The 18259-nt window shown below is 69.0% G+C and carries 14 protein-coding genes; 13 read left to right on the top strand and 1 reads right to left on the bottom strand.

Translation table 11 applies throughout. The features are described 5' to 3' along the window. Nucleotides 1–8 precede the first annotated feature (8 nt). Both infB and rbfA read left to right on the top strand, forming a co-directional pair. Complete coding sequence (gene infB / locus ACILR9_RS12845; protein WP_395710324.1) at nt 9–2801, top strand: translation initiation factor IF-2; 2793 nt, start codon at nt 9–11, stop codon at nt 2799–2801. Nucleotides 2802–2956: 155 nt separating this feature from the next. Further along, the gene (gene rbfA / locus ACILR9_RS12840) at nt 2957–3403 is read left to right on the top strand and encodes a 30S ribosome-binding factor RbfA (protein ID WP_395710323.1); all 447 of its coding nucleotides are present in this window, start codon (nt 2957–2959) and stop codon (nt 3401–3403) included. A 242-nt stretch (nt 3404–3645) separates the two neighbouring features. Here the strand turns inward: rbfA and ACILR9_RS12835 are convergent, their stop codons facing one another. Beyond that, nucleotides 3646–5904: a hypothetical protein gene (locus ACILR9_RS12835; RefSeq protein ID WP_395710322.1), complete on the bottom strand. Its 2259-nt coding sequence runs from the start codon at nt 5902–5904 to the stop codon at nt 3646–3648. Between the two features lie 4 nt (nt 5905–5908). On the opposite strand from ACILR9_RS12835, the gene truB reads away from it, so the two are divergent. From truB to ACILR9_RS12780, 11 genes are all read left to right on the top strand, one after another. Continuing rightward, a complete protein-coding gene (gene truB / locus ACILR9_RS12830) occupies nt 5909–6940 on the top strand; it encodes a tRNA pseudouridine(55) synthase TruB (RefSeq protein ID WP_395710321.1) in 1032 nt (343 codons plus the stop codon). A gap of 17 nt (nt 6941–6957) precedes the next feature. Then, entirely contained in the window at nt 6958–7227 is a 270-nt protein-coding gene (rpsO, locus tag ACILR9_RS12825; protein ID WP_395710320.1) for a 30S ribosomal protein S15, read from the top strand. A gap of 223 nt (nt 7228–7450) precedes the next feature. Beyond that, nucleotides 7451–9601, top strand: coding sequence for a polyribonucleotide nucleotidyltransferase (pnp, locus tag ACILR9_RS12820; RefSeq protein WP_395710364.1), 2151 nt, complete (start codon nt 7451–7453; stop codon nt 9599–9601). A 418-nt stretch (nt 9602–10019) separates the two neighbouring features. After that, nucleotides 10020–10649, top strand: a complete 630-nt coding sequence (locus ACILR9_RS12815) for a protocatechuate 3,4-dioxygenase (RefSeq protein ID WP_395710319.1) — start codon at nt 10020–10022, stop codon at nt 10647–10649. A gap of 97 nt (nt 10650–10746) precedes the next feature. Continuing rightward, nucleotides 10747–11550 carry an IclR family transcriptional regulator gene (locus ACILR9_RS12810; protein ID WP_395710318.1) on the top strand — a complete coding sequence of 268 codons (804 nt, stop codon included), beginning with the start codon at nt 10747–10749 and terminating at the stop codon, nt 11548–11550. Further along, nucleotides 11547–12395, top strand: a complete 849-nt coding sequence (locus tag ACILR9_RS12805) for an ABC transporter permease (protein ID WP_395710317.1) — start codon at nt 11547–11549, stop codon at nt 12393–12395. The genes ACILR9_RS12810 and ACILR9_RS12805 overlap by 4 nt, the downstream gene beginning before the upstream one ends. Then, the gene (locus ACILR9_RS12800; RefSeq protein WP_395710316.1) at nt 12395–13201 is read left to right on the top strand and encodes an ABC transporter permease; all 807 of its coding nucleotides are present in this window, start codon (nt 12395–12397) and stop codon (nt 13199–13201) included. The genes ACILR9_RS12805 and ACILR9_RS12800 overlap by 1 nt, the downstream gene beginning before the upstream one ends. 28 nt (nt 13202–13229) lie before the next feature. Next, nucleotides 13230–14330 (top strand): PotD/PotF family extracellular solute-binding protein, encoded by a 1101-nt coding sequence (locus tag ACILR9_RS12795; protein ID WP_395710315.1) that lies wholly within the window; start codon nt 13230–13232, stop codon nt 14328–14330. Nucleotides 14331–14337: 7 nt separating this feature from the next. Further along, entirely contained in the window at nt 14338–15438 is a 1101-nt protein-coding gene (locus tag ACILR9_RS12790) for an ABC transporter ATP-binding protein (protein WP_395710314.1), read from the top strand. After that, entirely contained in the window at nt 15435–16178 is a 744-nt protein-coding gene (locus ACILR9_RS12785; protein ID WP_395710313.1) for a DUF1028 domain-containing protein, read from the top strand. The genes ACILR9_RS12790 and ACILR9_RS12785 overlap by 4 nt, the downstream gene beginning before the upstream one ends. 5 nt (nt 16179–16183) lie before the next feature. Then, nucleotides 16184–18259, top strand: a complete 2076-nt coding sequence (locus tag ACILR9_RS12780; RefSeq protein ID WP_395710312.1) for a hydantoinase/oxoprolinase family protein — start codon at nt 16184–16186, stop codon at nt 18257–18259.

Genomic DNA, 18259 nt, shown 5'->3' with positions numbered 1-18259 from the left:
CACCCGACATGACGGAACAGAAAGAAACGACCAAGCCGACCAAGCCGCTCAGCCTTTCGACGGCGGCGCGCCCCGGTGCGGCGGCGTCCAAGGGCAGCAGCGACGCCACTCAGGTGCGCCAGAAATTCTCGCATGGGCGCACGCGGGCGGTGACGGTCGAGGTCAAGAAGCCGGTCAAGCGTCCGACCGCCGGCGCGGCGCCCGCCCCTGCGCCGGCTCCTGCTCCCGCGCCGGCGCCCGCACCGGCGGCTGTGACGCAGCAGGCTGCCGGGCGCACGCTGAGGATAGGCGGCGGCGGCACTCCCGCGCGCTCGACCGTGACCTTGCGTCCCGGCGGCGACCGGTCGGGTCCGGGTGGTCGCGGCATCGTGCTGAAGACCCTTACCGAGGAAGAGAAGGAGGCGCGGGCGCGCGCTCTTGTCGATGCCAACCGCGATGCTGAGCTGGCACGCCAGCGCGCCGCCCAGGAAGCCGCCCGTCGTGCGGCCGAGGAGGAGGTGCGCCGCAAGGCCGAGGAGGAGCACAAGAAGCGGCTGGCCGAGGAGGAGGCGCGCAAGCGGGCCGAGGAGGAGGCCAAGCGCAAGGCCGACGCCCTGGTCCAGAAGCGGCTCGATCAGGCTGCCACCGCGCCCGCTCAGGTTCCCGTCGCGCCTCAGGGACAGCCGGGCCAGCCCGCGGTCGCCCGCCAGGGGCAGCCGGGCGAAAGGCCTCCTGCGCCGACGCAGGCCGCTCCGTCCGCGGTGCCCGCTCAGCAGCCGATCCGGCGTCCGGGCGGCCCGGGACCGTCGCAGGCGCAGCCTGCCGGCGGTGCCTTGCGCCGGCCGCCGATGCGTCCGGCATCGCCCGCCGTCAACAAGCGCCTGCCGCAGCCGCCGGGCGCGCGCCGCGAGGCGCCCAAGCGCCGCTCCGACAAGGTCGATGTCGGCCGCGCGGTCGAGGGCGAGAATGATTTCCGCAGCCGGTCGGCGGCGCAGATGCGCCGTCGCCTCGAGCGCGACCGGCGCCGCGAGCACGCCAACGACGTCCAGCAGCAGAAGGTCTATCGCGAGGTCACCATTCCCGAGACGATCACCGTCCAGGAGCTGGCGTCGCGCATGTCCGAACGCGGCGCCGACGTCATCAAGACCCTGATGCGCATGGGCGTGATGGCGACGATCAACCAGGCGATCGATCCCGACACCGCCGAGCTGGTGGTGACCGAGATGGGCCATCGGCCCAAGCGCGTGACCGAAGGCGACGTCGAGACCGGCCTGACCGAGAACGTCGATGCGCCGGAGACCCTGCTGGCGCGGCCGCCGGTCGTCACCATCATGGGCCACGTCGACCACGGCAAGACCTCGCTGCTCGACGCGTTGCGCGCCACCGACGTGGCGGCCCATGAAGCGGGTGGCATCACCCAGCATATCGGCGCCTACCAGGTCACGCTGCCGTCGAGCCAGAAGATCACCTTCCTCGACACGCCGGGCCACGAGGCCTTCACCGCCATGCGCGCGCGCGGCGCCAAGGTGACCGACATCGTCGTGCTGGTGGTCGCCGCCGACGACGGTGTCATGCCGCAGACCAAGGAAGCGATCGCCCATGCCAAGGCGGCGGGCGTGCCGATGATCATCGCCATCAACAAGATGGACAAGGCCGGCGCCGATCCGAATCGCGTCCGCACCGAGCTGCTGCAGGACGAGATCCAGGTCGAGCAGCTGGGCGGCGAGGTCCAGTCAATCGAGGTGTCGGCGACCAAGAAGACCAACCTCGACAAGCTCGAGGAGGCGATCCTGCTGCAGGCCGAGCTGCTCGATCTCAAGGCCAATCCGGATCGCCTGGCCGACGGCGTCGTGGTCGAGGCCCAGCTCGATCCCGGCCGCGGCTCGGTCGCCACCGTGCTGGTCCAGCGCGGGACCCTGAAGGTCGGCGACGTGCTGGTCGCCGGCGCCGTTTGGGGCCGCGTGCGGCGCCTGATCGACGATCACGGCGATGCCGTGCAGAACGCCGGTCCTGCAGTGCCCGTGGAGATCCTCGGCCTCGACGGCACGCCGCAGGCGGGCGACGAGTTTCATGTCGTCGAGAGCGAGGCGCGGGCCCGCGAGATCGCCGACTTCCGCTCGCGCCGCGACCGCCAGGCCCAGCTTGCCCGCGCGGCGGGCGGACGCGGCACCCTCGAGGAGATGCTGAAGGGCATCCGCGAAGGCACCGCCAAGGAATTGCCGGTCCTGATCAAGGCCGACGTGCAGGGCTCGGCCGAGGCGCTGGCCGGCGCGTTGCAGCGGCTGTCGACGGAGAAGGTCGCGACCCGTGTCGTCTACAGCGGCGTCGGCGGCATCAGCGAGGCCGATCTGACGCTGGCCAGGGCATCGGGCGCGCTGATCATCGGCTTCAACGTGCGCGCCAATCCGCAGGCCCGCGAGATCGCCAAGCGCGACAAGATCGACATCCGCTACTACAGCATCATCTACAAGGTCACCGAGGACATTCAGGGCCTGATGGTCGGTCTGCTCGACCCGACCTACAAGGAGACCTTCCTCGGCAACGCCCAGATCCGCGAGGTCTTCCGCATCACCAAGGTCGGCAACGTGGCCGGCTGCATGGTCACCGAAGGCCAGGTCAAACGCGGCGCCAAGGTCCGCCTGCTGCGCGACAACGTGGTGATCCATGAAGGCACGCTGAAGACCTTGCGGCGCTTCAAGGACGAGGTCCGCGAGGTCCAGCACGGTTTCGAATGCGGCATGGCGTTCGAGAACTACGACGACATCAAGGTCGGCGACGTGATCGAGTGCTTCGAGGTCGAGGAAGTCCGCCCGACCTTGTAGTCAGGAATCCTCCCCAGCTTCGCTGGGGAGGTGTCCGCGTCTTCGCGGAGGGAGGGGTCATGAGTCATGGGACTCATGACCCCTCCGTCGCCGTAAGACGGCGACACCTCCCCTTCGCGGAAGCCGCGAAGGGGAGGAGATCGAAGGAGACCCCCATGTCCCGACGTCGCCAGTCCGAGCGTGAAAAGGGCGGCCACAGCCAGCGCCAGCTGCGCGTCGGCGAGGAGCTGCGCCATCTGCTGGCCGAGCTGCTGGAGCGCGGCGAGATGCGCGATCCGGACCTGCGCGGCGCGTCGATCACGGTGACCTCGGTCGATGTCAGCCCCGACCTGCGCAACGCCACCGCCTTCGTGATGCCGCTGGGCGGCCAGCACGAGGACCGGCTGCTCGCCGCCATGCGCCGCGCCGCGCCGTGGTTCCGTGCCCGGGTCGGCGAGCGCGCCGGCCTGCGCTACGCGCCGGAAATCCGCTTCGAGATCGACCGCACCTTCGACGAGGCCGACCGCATCGGCGCGCTGCTGCGCCGGCCCGACGTGGCGCGCGACATCGAGGAGTCCGGTCGCGACATCGAGTCGGCCGATCGCGACGCCAAGGACGGCTGATCGCGGTAAACGGCAATTGGCAGTACCCGTCGCGCGGAAGGAGTCCGCCTGACCTTGTAGTCAAGTTTCCTCCCCAGCGCGGACCCCGCGCTGGGGAGGTGTCCGCGTCTTCGCGGACGGAGGGGTCATGAGCATCAGCACTGTTGCTCATGACCCCTCCGCCCGCTTCGCGGGCACCTCCGCCCGCTTCGCGTCGGGAGGAGAAGAGGAGGGTCGGCGAGCGCGCCGGCCGGGTCACGACCTCAGGGGCGATTGAGGTAGTACTCGTCGCGCGGAAAGAAATCGGTATTGGGCGAGGCGGCGGGCACCGTCCTGCCGTCGTTGAGCGGCTCGATCTTCTTGTCCTCGAACCATTTGATCAGCTCGGCCCGGTCGATGCGCGCGCCGGTGAGGTGCAGGACGATCTCGGGGCGCGCCAGCAGCTCGAGAATGCGCTGCCGGTCGTAGGGGATCGGCTGGTCGCTGCCGAGCAATGCCGGATGGATCATCGTCACGTAGGGGAACACCGAGCGGAACGTCTCGACCGTGCGCGCGGTCGGCGCCCACTGCACGTAGAGGCCGCCGGGGGCCAGCCTGGCGCGCACCTGCCGGAAGAATTCCTGGGAGTTCAGCAGGCCCGACAATGCCGTCTTGGGCAGGATGGCGTCGGCCTCGATGACGTCGTACCGGCCGTCGTCGAGCGCCAGCGCATGACGGCCGTCGGCCACCACGATCTCGAATTTCGGATTGGCCAGCAGGCCGTCGACGCCGGAACGGCCGCCGGCGTCGCGATAGCGCCGCAACGTGTCGATCACCGGCGCCACGATCTCGATGACGCGGACCCGATCGGTGTTCGGATGCAGGCCGGCCGCATAGGGTGTCCCGCCGGTGCCCGAGCCGATCACCAGCACGCGCCGCGGCTCGGGATGGGCGAGCGGGCCGATGGCGCCCAGGAAGACATGCACGGTGTCGAACGGCAGGCGGCTCTGCGAATGGCCCTGGATATAGAGGCGTCCGCTCTGCGCGTCGGACATCTTGAGCAGGGCGAGACCTGTCTTGTCCTCGGAGACGATCGCCGTCTCGCCGGTGAGGCCGTGCAGGCGTCGCCAGAATGCCTCGCCGCCGGGAAACAGCAGCAGGCCGAGGATCAGCAGGCCGGTCGGCGCCAACGGCCAGCCCAGCCGCCGGCTCGTCGTGATCTGCAGCACGGCGAAGGCAAGGCCGATGGCGACCAGCAGCTTCAACGTCCCCGCGGTGCCGACCAGGTCGAGCAGAGCCAGGCCCGCCGCCAGGCTGCCGGCGCTGTTGCCGAGGATATTGGCGAGCTGGACCAGGCCGACCCGGCGGCCGAGCTGGGCAAGATCGACCTGCACCGCCTTCTGCACGACCGGGAAGGAGAAGCCCATGATGAACGAGGCGGGCAGCACGACGACCGCGACCAGCAGGACGATCAGGCCGATGTCGGCGGCATCGCCCTGCACGATGTCGCGGTCGACGAAGGTCGCGGGCAGCAGGCCGGCGCCGATCGCCAGGTAGACGAACCACGCGCCGGCCAGCGCCAGCGCCGTCGCCAATCCCTGCATCAGGAAGAAGAAGCGTCGCGGGTCGGCAATGCGATCGATGTGCCGCGTGCCGACCAGCAGCCCGGCGGCATCGCCCAGCAGGAAGACGGCGAGGACCAGGGAGAAGCTGTAGCCGTTGGATTGCAGCAGCACGCCGATCAGGCGGTACCAGACGATCTGCAGCGCCACGATCAGGAAGCCGCTGATGAAGACCAGCAGCGACCAGCGCCAGACGACGCTGCCGCTGGCATCGTCGGCGCTGCGGGCCGCCTTGGCCGAGCCGCGCGGCGACGACAGGTCGAGGCCGATCGCAAGCATCAGACCGCCCGCCGCGACGATCAGGTTGAGCGCCGCGCCGACATGGATCGTCCTGTCGAACCCCAGGCTGCCGATCAGCAGCCAGCCGCCGCTGAAGGCGCCGACGGCGGCGCCCAGCGTGTTGAGCCCGTACAGCCAACCGATCAGGCGGGCCGAGCCGTCGATCCGGGTGACCACTGCCTTCGACAGGAAAGGCAGCGAGCATCCCATGAGAAAGGTCGGCCACAGCAGGCCGGCGAACACGACGGCGAAGATCACCAGGCGCGAGGAGGAGATCGGCAGCAGCTCGCGATAGATGACGTCGTAGTAGAGCCACGGGCTCAGCACAGCGAACACCGCGATGCCGACCTCGCACAGCGCGAAGGCGAGCAGGGCGGCGCGGCGCGACATCCGGTCGGCCCAGAAGCCCGCCGCCAGGCTGCCGATGCCGAGACCGAGCAGGAAGGCGCCGACCACCAGGGCCGCCGCGATCGTGTCGGCCCCGGCGAACAGGCCGAGCAGCCGGTGCCAGGCCGTCTGGTAGATCAGCGCGGCGGCACCCGACAGGAAGAACAGCCCGAACAGCACCGACCGCCGGATACGATCTGCCTTGCTGCCTTGCGCGCGCCGGTCAGTCCCGTCTCGCGCACTCCCACTCACCACGGCCATGTCCAGCAACGTCGCACACCGACTGAACGGCGTCACGTCATTGCAACATCGCATCGAAATCTGCCCGGAGAGAAAGGTGGCCAACCGAGGCACGAGTTTGCGCGCCATCGTAAGCGAGGACGCAGTGGCACGCAGGGCAAAGGGTGAGAAGGTCGATGGCTGGGTGATCCTCGACAAGCCGGTCGGGCTGGGATCGACGCCGGCGGTCGGCAAGGTGCGTCGCCTGTACGGCGCCCGAAAGGCCGGTCATGGCGGCACGCTCGATCCGCTGGCGAGCGGCGTGCTGCCGATCGCCCTTGGCGAGGCGACCAAGACCGTGCCCTTCGTCATGGACGGCGCCAAGGAGTACCGCTTCACCCTGCGCTTCGGCCAGGCACGCTCCACCGAGGACGCCGAAGGCGAGGTCACCGCAGTGAGCGACGTGCGCCCGACCGACGAGGCCATCCGGGCCGCCTTGCCCACCTTCGTAGGCGACATCGAACAGGTCCCGCCGACCTTCTCGGCTCTCAAGATCGAGGGCCAGCGCGCCTACGACCTGGCCCGCCGCGGCGAGGCGGTCGATCTAGCGCCCCGTCGCGTGCGCATCGACCGGCTGGAGCTGCTGGCCCGGCCCGACCCGGATCACGCAGATTTCGTGGTCGCGTGCGGCAAGGGCACCTATATCCGGTCATTGGGGCGCGACCTTGCGGTCGCGCTGGGCACGCTTGGGCATCTCTCGGCCCTGCGTCGGACCGCCGCCGGACCGTTCCGGGAGGCGGCGGCCATTTCGCTTTCCAAACTGGAGGCCCTCGGGCATATTCCCGCGCTTCTCGGGGCCCTGGCTCCCGTCGCGACCGCGCTGGACGACATCCCGGCGCTGGCCCTGACGGAAGCCCAAGCGGATCGGTTGCGCCACGGCCAACCCGTTCTCTTGACCCGGGACGCACCGCCCTCTGGCACGCTCAGTCGCGCCGAGACGGGCAGCAGGCTGGTGGCGCTGGTCGAGAGTGACGGCGCCTCCCTCAAGCCGGTGCGCGTGTTCAACCTTTAAGTCTATGGAGAGTCCCGATGTCGATCACAGCCGTCCGCAAGGCGGAGCTGATCAAGTCCTATGCCCAGGCCGAGGGTGACACCGGTTCGCCGGAAGTCCAGGTCGCGATCCTGAGCGAACGGATTTCCAACCTTACCGAGCACTTCAAGGGCCACGCGAAGGATCATCATTCGCGTCGCGGCCTGCTCAAGCTGGTTGGCCAGCGTCGGCGCCTGCTGGACTATCTCAAGGCCAAGGACAACAAGCGCTACGATTCGTTGATCGAGCGCCTGGGTCTCAGGCGTTGAACCAAGGCCCCGCCTCCCTCGACACGAGGGAGCGGGGCCTTTTCGCGTCGCATCGCCGGTCCCCGTCGCGTTCGGCCGGCCGAGGCGACTTCGCAGTAACCGGGAGGGCAGGGGCGAGAGCAAAGGCCCGGCCCGGTCCTGCTGGCGCAAGGGCGCCGGTGGGCGGCAGCCGCCATACGGGGGTGGACGGCCGTGCAGGAAAGGAAAGATGGATATGAGTGATATGTTTCAGGTGTTCCGCAAGGAAGTGGAATGGGCCGGCCGCAAGCTGGTGCTGGAGACGGGCAAGATTGCCCGGCAGGCCGATGGCGCCGTGCTGGCGACCTATGGCGGCACGACGGTGCTGGCCACCGTGGTGTTCGAGAAGCGCCCCAAGCCCGGCCTCGATTTCTTCCCGCTGACGGTGAACTACCAGGAGAAGGCGTTCGCCGCCGGCAAGATCCCTGGCGGCTTCTTCAAGCGCGAGGGCCGGCCTTCCGAGAAGGAAGTCCTCACCTCGCGTCTGATCGACCGGCCGATCCGGCCGCTGTTCCACGAGAGCTTCCGTAACGAGACGCTGGTCGTCATCACCACGCTGGCGCACGACATGGAGAACGATCCCGACATCGTGTCGTTGGTCGCCACCTCGGCCGCGCTGACGATCAGCGGTGTTCCGTTCATGGGCCCGATCGGTGCGGCGCGCGTCGCCTACATCGACGGCAAGTACGTCATCAACCCGACGCTCGAGGAGACCGAGAAGAGCGTCCTCGACCTCGTCGTCGCCGGCACCACCGAAGGCGTGCTGATGGTCGAGTCCGAGGCCAAGGAGCTCTCGGAAGAGGTCATGCTGACCGGCGTGATGGAGGGTCATCGCTCGTTCCAGCCGGTGATCGAGGCGATCATCCAGCTCGCCGAGCATTGCGCCAAGGAGCCGCTGCCGCTCACCGATCCGTCGGAAGCTTCCGGGACGGTGGCCGCGACGCTGAAGGCCGAGATGAGGGCTAAGCTCACTGAGGCCTATGCCGAGACCCAGAAGCTCGCCCGCCAGACCAAGGTCGGCGAGGTCAAGTCCGAGGCCAAGAAGCTGTTCGAGGGCAAGGACGCCGAGCTCGCCGCGTTCGGCGAGCAGTTCGGCAATCTCGAGGCCGATGTGGTGCGCACCGCCATCCTCGACACCGGCAAGCGCATCGACGGTCGCGACACGCGGACGGTGCGGCCGATCGTGGCCGAGGTCGGCCTGCTGCCGCGCGCCCACGGCTCGTCGCTGTTCACCCGCGGCGAGACCCAGGCGCTGGTCGTGGCGACGCTCGGCACCGGCCAGGACGAGCAGATCATCGATGCGCTCGAGGGCGAGTACCGCGAGCACTTCATGATGCACTACAACATGCCTCCCTACGCCGTCGGCGAGGTGCGCCGCATGGGCTCGCCGGGCCGTCGCGAGATCGGTCACGGCAAGCTCGCCTGGCGCGCCATCCGTCCGCTGCTGCCGTCCAAGGACAAGTTCCCCTACACGATCCGCGTCGTGTCGGAGATCACCGAGAGCAACGGCTCGTCGTCGATGGCCTCGGTGTGCGGCGGCTCGCTGTCGCTGATGGATGCCGGCGTGCCGCTCGAGCGGCCGGTGGCGGGCATCGCCATGGGCCTGATCAAGGAGGGCGAGCGCTACGCCGTGTTGTCCGACATCCTGGGCGACGAGGATCATCTCGGCGACATGGACTTCAAGGTCGCCGGCTCCGAGCGTGGCATCACCGCGCTGCAGATGGACATCAAGATCACCTCGATCACCGAGGAGATCATGAAGGTCGCCCTGGCGCAGGCGCGCGACGGCCGCCTGCACATCCTGGGCGAGATGGCCAAGGGCCTGGGCGGCGCGCGCGAGGGCGTCAGCCAGAACGCGCCGCGCATCACCCAGTTCACCATCCCCAAGGACAAGATCCGCGAGGTGATCGGCACCGGCGGCAAGGTGATCCGCGAGATCACCGAGACCACCGGCACCAAGATCGACATCGAGGACGACGGCACGATCAAGGTCGCGGCGGTCGACGCCAAGGCCGGCCAGGCCGCCATCGACTGGATCAAGGGCATCGTCGCCGAGCCGGAAGTCGGCGTGATCTACAACGGCAAGGTCGTGAAGACCGTCGAGTTCGGCGCCTTCGTGAACTTCCTGGGCGCGCGCGATGGCCTGGTGCACATCTCCGAGCTGGCGCCGCGCCGCGTCGCCAAGGTGACCGACGTCATCAAGGAAGGCGACCAGGTCAAGGTCAAGGTGCTGGGAGTCGACGACCGCGGCAAGGTCCGCCTCAGCATGAAGGCGGTCGACCAGGCGACCGGCGAGGACATCTCGAACAAGCCGCGCGAGGAGCAGGCCGCGCCAGCTCCGGCGGCGGGCGAGTAGCACATCGACCGGAAACAAGAACGGTGGCCTTCGGGCCGCCGTTTTCGTTTGGCGCAGAGCGAGATGGTTCGTCGCCCACGCCCCTCTCCGACTCCCGGTAAATCGCAGGCATTCGCATATCGACGCGCCCTCATTTCTCCTCCCCAGCTTCGCTGGGGAGGTGCCCCGTCATACGGGGCGGAGGGGTCATGAGCCTCAGTCCCGGGGCTCATGACCCCTCCGTCGCCGAAGACGGCGACACCTCCCCAAGCTACGCTTGGGGAGGAGAGTGAGAGAGCGCCCATATGCGAACGCCCTGCCCGTAATCGGAGGAGGAGTTTGAAATGCATCCACTGCGTGGCCGATGACGGGGAGGCGAACGAGGCGGGGTCGCGCCATGCTGCTTGCGGCCTGACCCGACGGGCACCACCTCCCTGGCATGACGTCATCCATCGCTTCCCGCCGTCTCCTGCTCGCCGCCGCCGGTGCGAGCTTGCTGCCGCTCGGCGCCAACGCCGCGGGCCTCCTCGCCACGCCCGGCCAGACCGAAGGGCCATTCTATCCGACGGCCTTCCCCGCCGACATGGACAACGACCTCGTCCAGGTGCGCGGGCAGGCGGCGCGGGCGATGGGCACGGTGCTGCACCTCGAAGGCCGCGTGCTCGATCTCGACGGCAAGCCGATCCAGGGCGCCCTGATGGAGATCTGGCAGTGCGATGCGCAGGGCCTCTACGACCATCCGCGCCAGCCCGGCCGCGAGCGGCGCGATTCAGCTTTCCAGGGCTACGGACGGATGCTGGTCTCGGGCGACGGACGATACAGCTTCCGAACCCTGAAGCCGGTCGCTTATGCCGGCCGCTCGCCGCACATCCATGTCAAGGTTGCGACCTCAGCCGGCCGCCTGCTGACCAGCCAGTTCTACATCGCCGGCGATACGGGGAACGACCGCGACGGCGTATTCCGCGGCATCCGCGACCCGCGTCAGCGCGCCCTGGTGGAGATGAAGCTGGCGCCCGCCCCGGGCGTCGAGACCGGCGCCTTCGCCACCACGATGGACATCATTCTCTAAACCCACCCGCCGCCGTCATCTGTTTGACACGGCGGCAATTCACTTCGTATGCTTCCGATAGTGAGACGACGTCTCACATCGTGAGACGACAAGAGCAATGGCCATTCCGGGTGAGATCCAGTCCGTTCAGCGCGCCGTTTCGGTGCTGCGGGCGTTCGGCTCGGCCGACGAATGGTCGACCGCCTCTCTCGGCCGCGAGCTCGGGCTGCACAAGAGCGTCGTGCATCGCCTCTTGGTGACGCTGGCCAGCGGCGGGTTGCTGCGGCAGGACGAGCGCACGGGACGGTTCCGGCTGGCGCCGGCGATGGTCTCGCTGGGCCGCCGCGCCGAGCAATCCTACGACGTGCTGGCGATAGCCCGCCCCGTGCTGCAGCAGCTGGTCGAAGCGAGCCAGGAAACGGTCAGCCTGTGCGTGCTGCAGGACGATCACGGCGTCTGCCTCGCCAATGTCGACAGCCCGCAGTCGATGCGATTCACCATCCGGCCGGGCGAGAGCTTCCCGCTGAACGCGGGCTGCGTCGGCAAGGTCATCCTGGCGTTCCAGCCGCAACGCTTCATCGAATCGCTGCTGTCGGCCGGGCCACTGCCGCGCTTCACCGACCGGACGCTGGTGGCGGCTGCGACGCTTGGCGGCGAGCTCGCCCGCATCCGCGCGCAGGGCTACGGCTTCAGCGACGCCGAGATCACGCCGGGCGCCCGCTCGGTCGGCGCCCCGGTCTACAACGCCGATGGCGACGTGCAGTACAGCCTGGTCATCTCGGCGCCGTCCCTGCGGCTCACGGACGACCGCGTTCCGCAGTTCGTCAACATGGTCTGTCGCGGCGCCGCCGCGCTGTCGCGTGCGTTGGGCCATGCCGCGCCGGCGCCCGCACACCAGCCCTCGGTCCGAACCGATTCATGACCCGCCGGAGCCTCGCCGCCGCCACGGCCTTCCTCGCTCCGCCTGGCCTCTGGATCGGGCTCTTGTTCGTCCTGCCGATGGCGACCATCGTGCTGCTGAGCTTCTGGCGTGTCGTCGACTACGACATCGTCGCCGACTTCACGCTCGCCAATTACCAGAAGCTGTTCAGGCCGCTCTATCTCGACGTCTTCTGGCGGACCATCAAGGTATCGCTGCTGGTGACCGCGATCTCGCTGCTGATCGGCTATCCAGTCGCCTACTACCTCGCGCGCAAGACCCGTCGTTTCCGGGTGACCCTGCTTGTCCTCGTGATCCTGCCGCTGTGGACCAGCTACCTGGTCCGCACCTACGCCTGGATGCTGATCCTCGGCACCAAGGGCGCGGTCAACCAGGCGCTGCAGGCGGTCGGCCTGACCAGCGAGCCGATCTCGTGGTTGCTCTACAGCGACTTCGCGGTCACCTTGGCGCTGGTCCACATCTACGTGCCCTATCTCATCCTGCCGCTCTACTCGGTGCTGGAGAAGCTCGACCCCAGCCTGTTCGAGGCGGCCAAGGATCTCGGCGGCGGCCGCTGGCGCACCTTCTGGCATGTGACCTTGCCGCTCAGCCTGCCCGGCGTGGCGACCGGCTGCCTGTTCGTCTTCATCCCGTCGATGGGCTCGTTCGTCACGCCCGAGCTGCTGGGCGGCACGCGCAGCATCCTGATCGGCAGCATCGTCGCCCAGCAGTTCGGCGTCGCCTTCGAATATCCGCTGGGTTCGGCGATGGCGCTCGCCATCATGGGCATCATCCTGCTCGCCGCCGTTGCCCTGTTGCGCGCCGGGCGGCCGGCGGGGGTTGCCTGATGGTGGCGCGGCGCCTCCCCACGACGCCGCTGTTCGCGCTGTGGACAGCGCTCGTGCTGCTGTTCCTGTTCGCGCCGCTCGTGCTGGTCGTGCTGTTCTCCTTCAACACCTCCGAGATCAGCATCTTCCCGATCCGCGGCTTCACCCTGGAATGGTACGGCCGCCTCGCCGCCAACACGACCTTCCGCGCGGCTCTGGCCAACAGCTTCATCGTGGCCGGTGCGACGGTGATCCTGGCGACCGCGCTCGGCGTCGCGATGGCGACCGGCGTCCATCGCTACGCGGCGCGCTGGCGCACGGTGCTGCGCTCGGCGTCGAGCCTGCCGATGATGGTGCCGCATCTCATCCTCGGCATCGCCCTGCTGAGCTTCTTCAACATCGTGCAGGCCGACCTGTCGCTGCTGACGGTCATCGCCGGCCATTCGATCGTGGCATTCCCTTACGTCTTCCTGATCATCTCGGCGCGTCTGGTCGGCTTCGATCCATCGGTCGAGGAGGCGGCGCGCGATCTTGGCGCCGGCACCCTGACGATCTTCCTCGAGATCACCCTGCCGCTGCTGGCGCCGGCGATCCTCGCCGCGGCGCTGATCTCCTTCACGCTGTCCTTCGACGAGGTCGTGGTCACCTTCTTCACGACCGGCACCGAGAACACCCTGCCGATGATGATCTGGTCGATGCTGCGCTTCGGCATCACCCCCGAGATCAACGCCATCGCCACGCTGACCATCGTCGTCAGCTGCGTCATGGCGGGGCTGGCGGAAATCGCCATACGGCGCGCGCGGACGACCGCCGAGACAAGACAGTGAACAATCTCGACACGACAGGAGACCGACCATGACCGAGAGACTCGACCTCAATCTGCTGCTTCCCGCCGGCATGTCCAGGCGCGGCGCGCTGCGCGCGCTCGGCGCGGCGGGGCTCGGTGCAGCGGCGATGGCCGGCGGTGCCGGCCGCGCCTTCGCCCAGGAGCGCAGCCTGAACTATTTCACCTGGTCGGCGTGGGGCGAGGGGCCGTTCGTCGAGGACGCCAAGAAGAAGGTCTCGATCGATCTCAAGCCGACCTTCTACAGCAGCTCGGACGAGATGGTCGCCAAGTTGCGCGGCGGCGGCACCAAGCTCTACGACATGATCGTGCCGGTGCAGAACTACATCGCACCCGCGGCCAAGGCGGGGCTGATCGAGCCGCTCGACCCGGCAAGCCTGCCCAACGCCAAGACGGTGTTTTCCGAGTTCGCCGCCATGCCGCAATGGACGGTCGACGGCAAGCTTTACGGCGTACCGTTCGTGTGGGGCGCCAATGCCATCGCCTTCAACAAGAAGGAGACGGGGGACGTCGATTCGCTGAACGTCCTGTTCGACCCCAAGTACAAGGGCCGCCTCGCCATGCGCGACGAGCCCGAGGACTCGCTCGGCGTCGGCGCGCTCAAGCTCGGCATCAAGCAGCCCTATGCCATGGAGGAGAAGGAGCTGCAGGAGGTGAAGAAGCTCCTGATCTCGCAGAAGCCGCTGCTGCGCGCCTACTGGAAGAACGTCGCCGACGTGCAGAACATGCTGGCCTCGGGCGAGGTGGTCGCAGCCTGGACGTTCCTCGCCGTGATCGCGCCGCTGCGCAAGGCGGGCGTCGATGCCGGCTGGGTATGGCCCAAGGAAGGCGCCATCGGCTGGAGCGAGGCGATCACGCCGGTCAAGGGCACCTCGAAGCTGAAGCTGGTGCAGGAATACGCCAACTTCACCCTCAGTCCCGAGTACGGCGAGTTCATGGCCCGCACGACGCGCTACGCGCCGGCCTCCAAGGCGGCCGTCGACCGCCTCGAGCCGGCACTGGTCACCGACCTCGGCATCGATCCAAAGAACGTCTCGCGGCTCGCCTTCAAGGAGATTCCCAAGGACAAGTCGCGCTGGAACGAGATCTGGAACGAAGTGAAGGCGGCATGAGGCCGCGATGACGGCGAGCAGCGTCGAAATGCCCGACGTGCGGCTACGCGGCGTGGTCAAGCGCTTCGGCCGCTTCGAGGCGGTGGCGGGGGTCGACCTCGACGTCGCGCGCGGGCAATTCGTGACGCTGCTCGGGCCGTCGGGCTGCGGCAAGACGACGACGCTCCGCATCATCGGCGGCTTCGAGCAGGCCGATGACGGCGAGGTGGCGGTGGCCGGCGAGCCCGTCGTCAAGGACGAATCGGGGCGTCACACCCGCATGGTGTTCCAGAGCTATGCGCTGTTCCCGCACATGACGGTGGCCCGCAACGTCGCGTTCGGGCTGCGCATGGATGGCCTCGCCAAGGCCGAGATCGGCCCGCGCGTCGAGGCGATGCTCGGCAATCTCGGCCTCGCCGACCAGGCGCAGAAATATCCGCGCCAGCTCTCCGGCGGCCAGCAGCAGCGCGTGGCGCTCGCCCGCGCGCTGGTCACGCGGCCGCGCGTCCTGCTGCTCGACGAGCCGCTGGGCGCGCTCGATCTCAAGATGCGCAAGCGCATGCAGGGCGAGCTCAAGGCGCTGCAGCGCGACGTCGGCATCACCTTCATTTACGTGACGCATGACCAGGAAGAGGCGATGAACCTGTCCGACGTCATCGTGGTCATGGAAAAAGGCCGGGTTGCCCAGGTCGGAACCCCGGAGGAGATCTACCGCCGCCCGGCCAGCGCCTACGTCGCCGACTTCGTCGGCGAGACCAATCTGCTGCCGGGGCGCGTCGCCGCGGCGGCGTCAGGCGGGCTGCGCGTGTCGACGGCGCTGGGCGAGCTCACTGTCAGGGGCAAGCCGGCGCCGGCCGGCAGCGCCGTCATGATTGCCGTGCGGCCCGAAGCCATCGTTCTTGGTCCGTCGATCCCGGCTGGCCAGGCGCGCGGTAGCGGTGTCGTGCGGTCGCGATCTTTTCTCGGCGCGCTGACGCGGCTGGCGATCGAGTCCCGCGGCACGACGCTGACCGTCGACAGCCCCGGCCTCGCGGGCGCCGGCGTGGGCGACACCATCGAGTTCGGCTGGCGCGACGAGGATTTGCTGGCGCTGCCGGAAAACGCATCTTCGACAAGGGAAACGACATGACGTTCACGATCGTCGGCCGGTGCAAGAGGACCGGCCATCGCGGCATCGCGATTGCGACCAGCTCGCCGGCCATCGGCACCCGGTGCTCCTTCGTCTCGCACGCCGGGGCGGTCGCCTTCCAGGCCGTCGCCGAGCCGCGGCTCGGCGTGTTCAGCCTGCGCCTGCTCGAGCAGGGCTACAGCCCGCGCAAGGTCGTCGCCGAGGTGACGTCGAGCGACGACTGGCCGGGCAAGCGCCAGATCGGCATCGTCGACGTCGACGGCCGCTCCGCCGCCTTCACCGGTGACGCCAACATGCCCTGGGCGGGCCACATCACGGGCGAGAATTTCGTCGCCATGGGCAATGTGCTGGCCGGCCCGCAGGTGGCCGAGGCGATCGCCGAGGTTTTCAACGAGCGCGAATCGGATGCGCTGGAAGTGCGCCTGCTGCGCGCCATCGAGGCGGGGCGCGACGCCGGCGGCCAGGAGGAAGGCCAGACCTCGGCCGGCCTGCTGACGTTCGGCGAGCAGATCGTCCCGCGCTGCGACCTGCGCGTCGACATTTCCGACGAGCCGGTGAAGGAGCTGCGGCGCATCTTCGACTGGTACGCGCCGCTGCTCCCCTACTTCGAGGAGCGCAACCGCAATCCCAACGTGCCGCGCTTCAAGGACTATTTCGCGCAGCTCGGCCACGCGCGCGAGTATGGCAAGCCCGTCCCGGTGACCCGCGGCGGCAGCACGAAATTCCCGTATCGGCCGTGACCGTCATGCCTGACGCCTCGATACAGCGTGGCCCCGCCGGCAACCGCATCGGCGTCGATGTCGGCGGCACCTTCACCGATCTCGTCGTCGAGCAGCCCGGCGGCAGCATCGACGTCTTCAAGGTGCCGTCGGTGCCGAGCGATCCCAGCCAGGGCGTGCTCGACGCAGTTGCCGCCGCGGCCAGCGGGCTCGGCACGACCGTGCCCGACCTGCTGGCCGGCTGCGGCTGGTTCGTGCACGGCTCGACCATCGCCACCAACACCGTGCTGGAACGCAAGGGCGCCAAGGTCGGCATGCTGACGACCGCGGGGTTCCGCGACAGCGTCGAGATCCGCCGCAGCATCCGCGAGAACCCGTGGCATCATCGGGTGCCCTATGCCGAGCCGCTGGTGCCGCGCCATCTCCGCCTCGGCGTCCGGGGGCGCCTGGACGCGCAAGGCAACGAGCTTGCGCCGCTCTCGTCGGACGATGTCCGCGATGCCGTCGAGACGTTCGCGCAGCGCGGCGTCGAGACCGTCGCCATCTGCTTCATCAACGCCTATGCCAATGGCCGGCACGAGGAGGCGGCGGCGGAGATCGTGCGCAGCGTGGCGCCGCACATGGCGATCTCCCTGTCGTCGCGCCTGGCGCCGATCGTCGGCGAGTACGAGCGCGGCTCGACGACGGTCGTGGACGCCTATATCCGGCGCCGCGTCATCGCCTACCTCGAAGCCCTGGGTGAGCGGCTGCGCGACCTGGGATTCGGCGGCGAGGTGGCGCTGATCCAGAGCAACGGCGGCGCCATCGGCCTCAGCCGCGTGGCGCGGGCGCCGTCCATGCTCTGCCTGTCGGGCCCGGCCGCCGGCATCGGCGCCATGCGCTACTACGGCCGGCTGTGCGGCAGCGACAACCTGATCACCATGGAGATCGGCGGCACCAGCTGCGACGTCAGCATGCTGCAGTCCGGCCGGGCCCAGCTGATCGATGGCTTCGGCATCGGCGGCCATCATGTCGGCCTGTCGGCGATCGACATCCATACGGTCGGTGCGGGCGGCGGAACGATCGCCCGGGTCGACGAGGCCGGCCTGCTGCGCTGCGGGCCGCAAGGGGCGGGCGCCGCGCCGGGACCGGCTGCCTATGGGCGCGGCGGCAGCGACGCCACCACGACCGATGCGCTGGTCGTGCTCGGCCGCATGCGGGCCGGACCGATCGGCGACGGCTCTGTCGTGATCGACCCGGTGCGCGCGCGTGCCGCCTGCGCCGAGCGCGTCGCCGGCCCGCTCGGTCTCGACGTCGAGGAGGCGGCGATCGGCATCGTGCAGCTGCTCGAGCAGAACCTGCTGCACGCCGTCGAGGAGATCAGCGTCAAGCGCGGTCTCAATCCGGCGCGCTACACGCTGATCGCCGCCGGGGGCGCGGGTCCGATGCACGGCGCGACGGTCGGCCGAGTGTTGGGTTGCCGGCGCGTCTACGTGCCCCGCCACGCCGGCGCATTCTGCGCGCTCGGCATGCTCGACAGCGACATCCGGCACGATCTCTATCGCGTCTTCGATGCGCCGCTGGGCGACGAGGCGATGGCCGCCCTGCCCGCGTCGTTCGCCGAGCTCGCCGCGACGGCACTCGAGGAGGTCGGCGCCGAGGCGGCGGCGTCGCCGCCGACGCTGCGCCGCGTGCTTGACCTCGTCTACAAGGGCCAGATGCGCTCGGTGCAGGTCGACTACGATCCTGCCCATGACGATATCGCCAGCCTCAAGGGACGGTTCGAAGCGGAGCACCGGCGGCTCTATGGCCACATCAAGCCGATCACCCCGATCCGGATCGCGGCGCTGCGCGTGGTGGCGACCGTGCCGGCCTCGGCCCTCGCCGTGCCCGAGCGCGCCGAGGCGGCCGGCACGCCGCGCGCCGCCGAGACGCGCCGCGTCTTCATCGACAGGAATGCCGGCTGGGCCGACGTTCCGGTCTATCGGGGGGCCGACCTCGGCGCCGGCCATGCTCTCGATGGACCGCTGGTCATCGAGGAGCAGACGATGACCCTCTATGCCGGCCCTGCCGACCATGTCAGTGTCGATCGTGCGGGCAACTTCGTGATCGAGTTGAGGTGA

It is taken from the genome of Reyranella sp., from assembly GCF_044224635.1.
GTDB lineage: Bacteria > Pseudomonadota > Alphaproteobacteria > Reyranellales > Reyranellaceae > Reyranella.
This window is presented reverse-complemented; position numbering and strand designations above follow the sequence as displayed.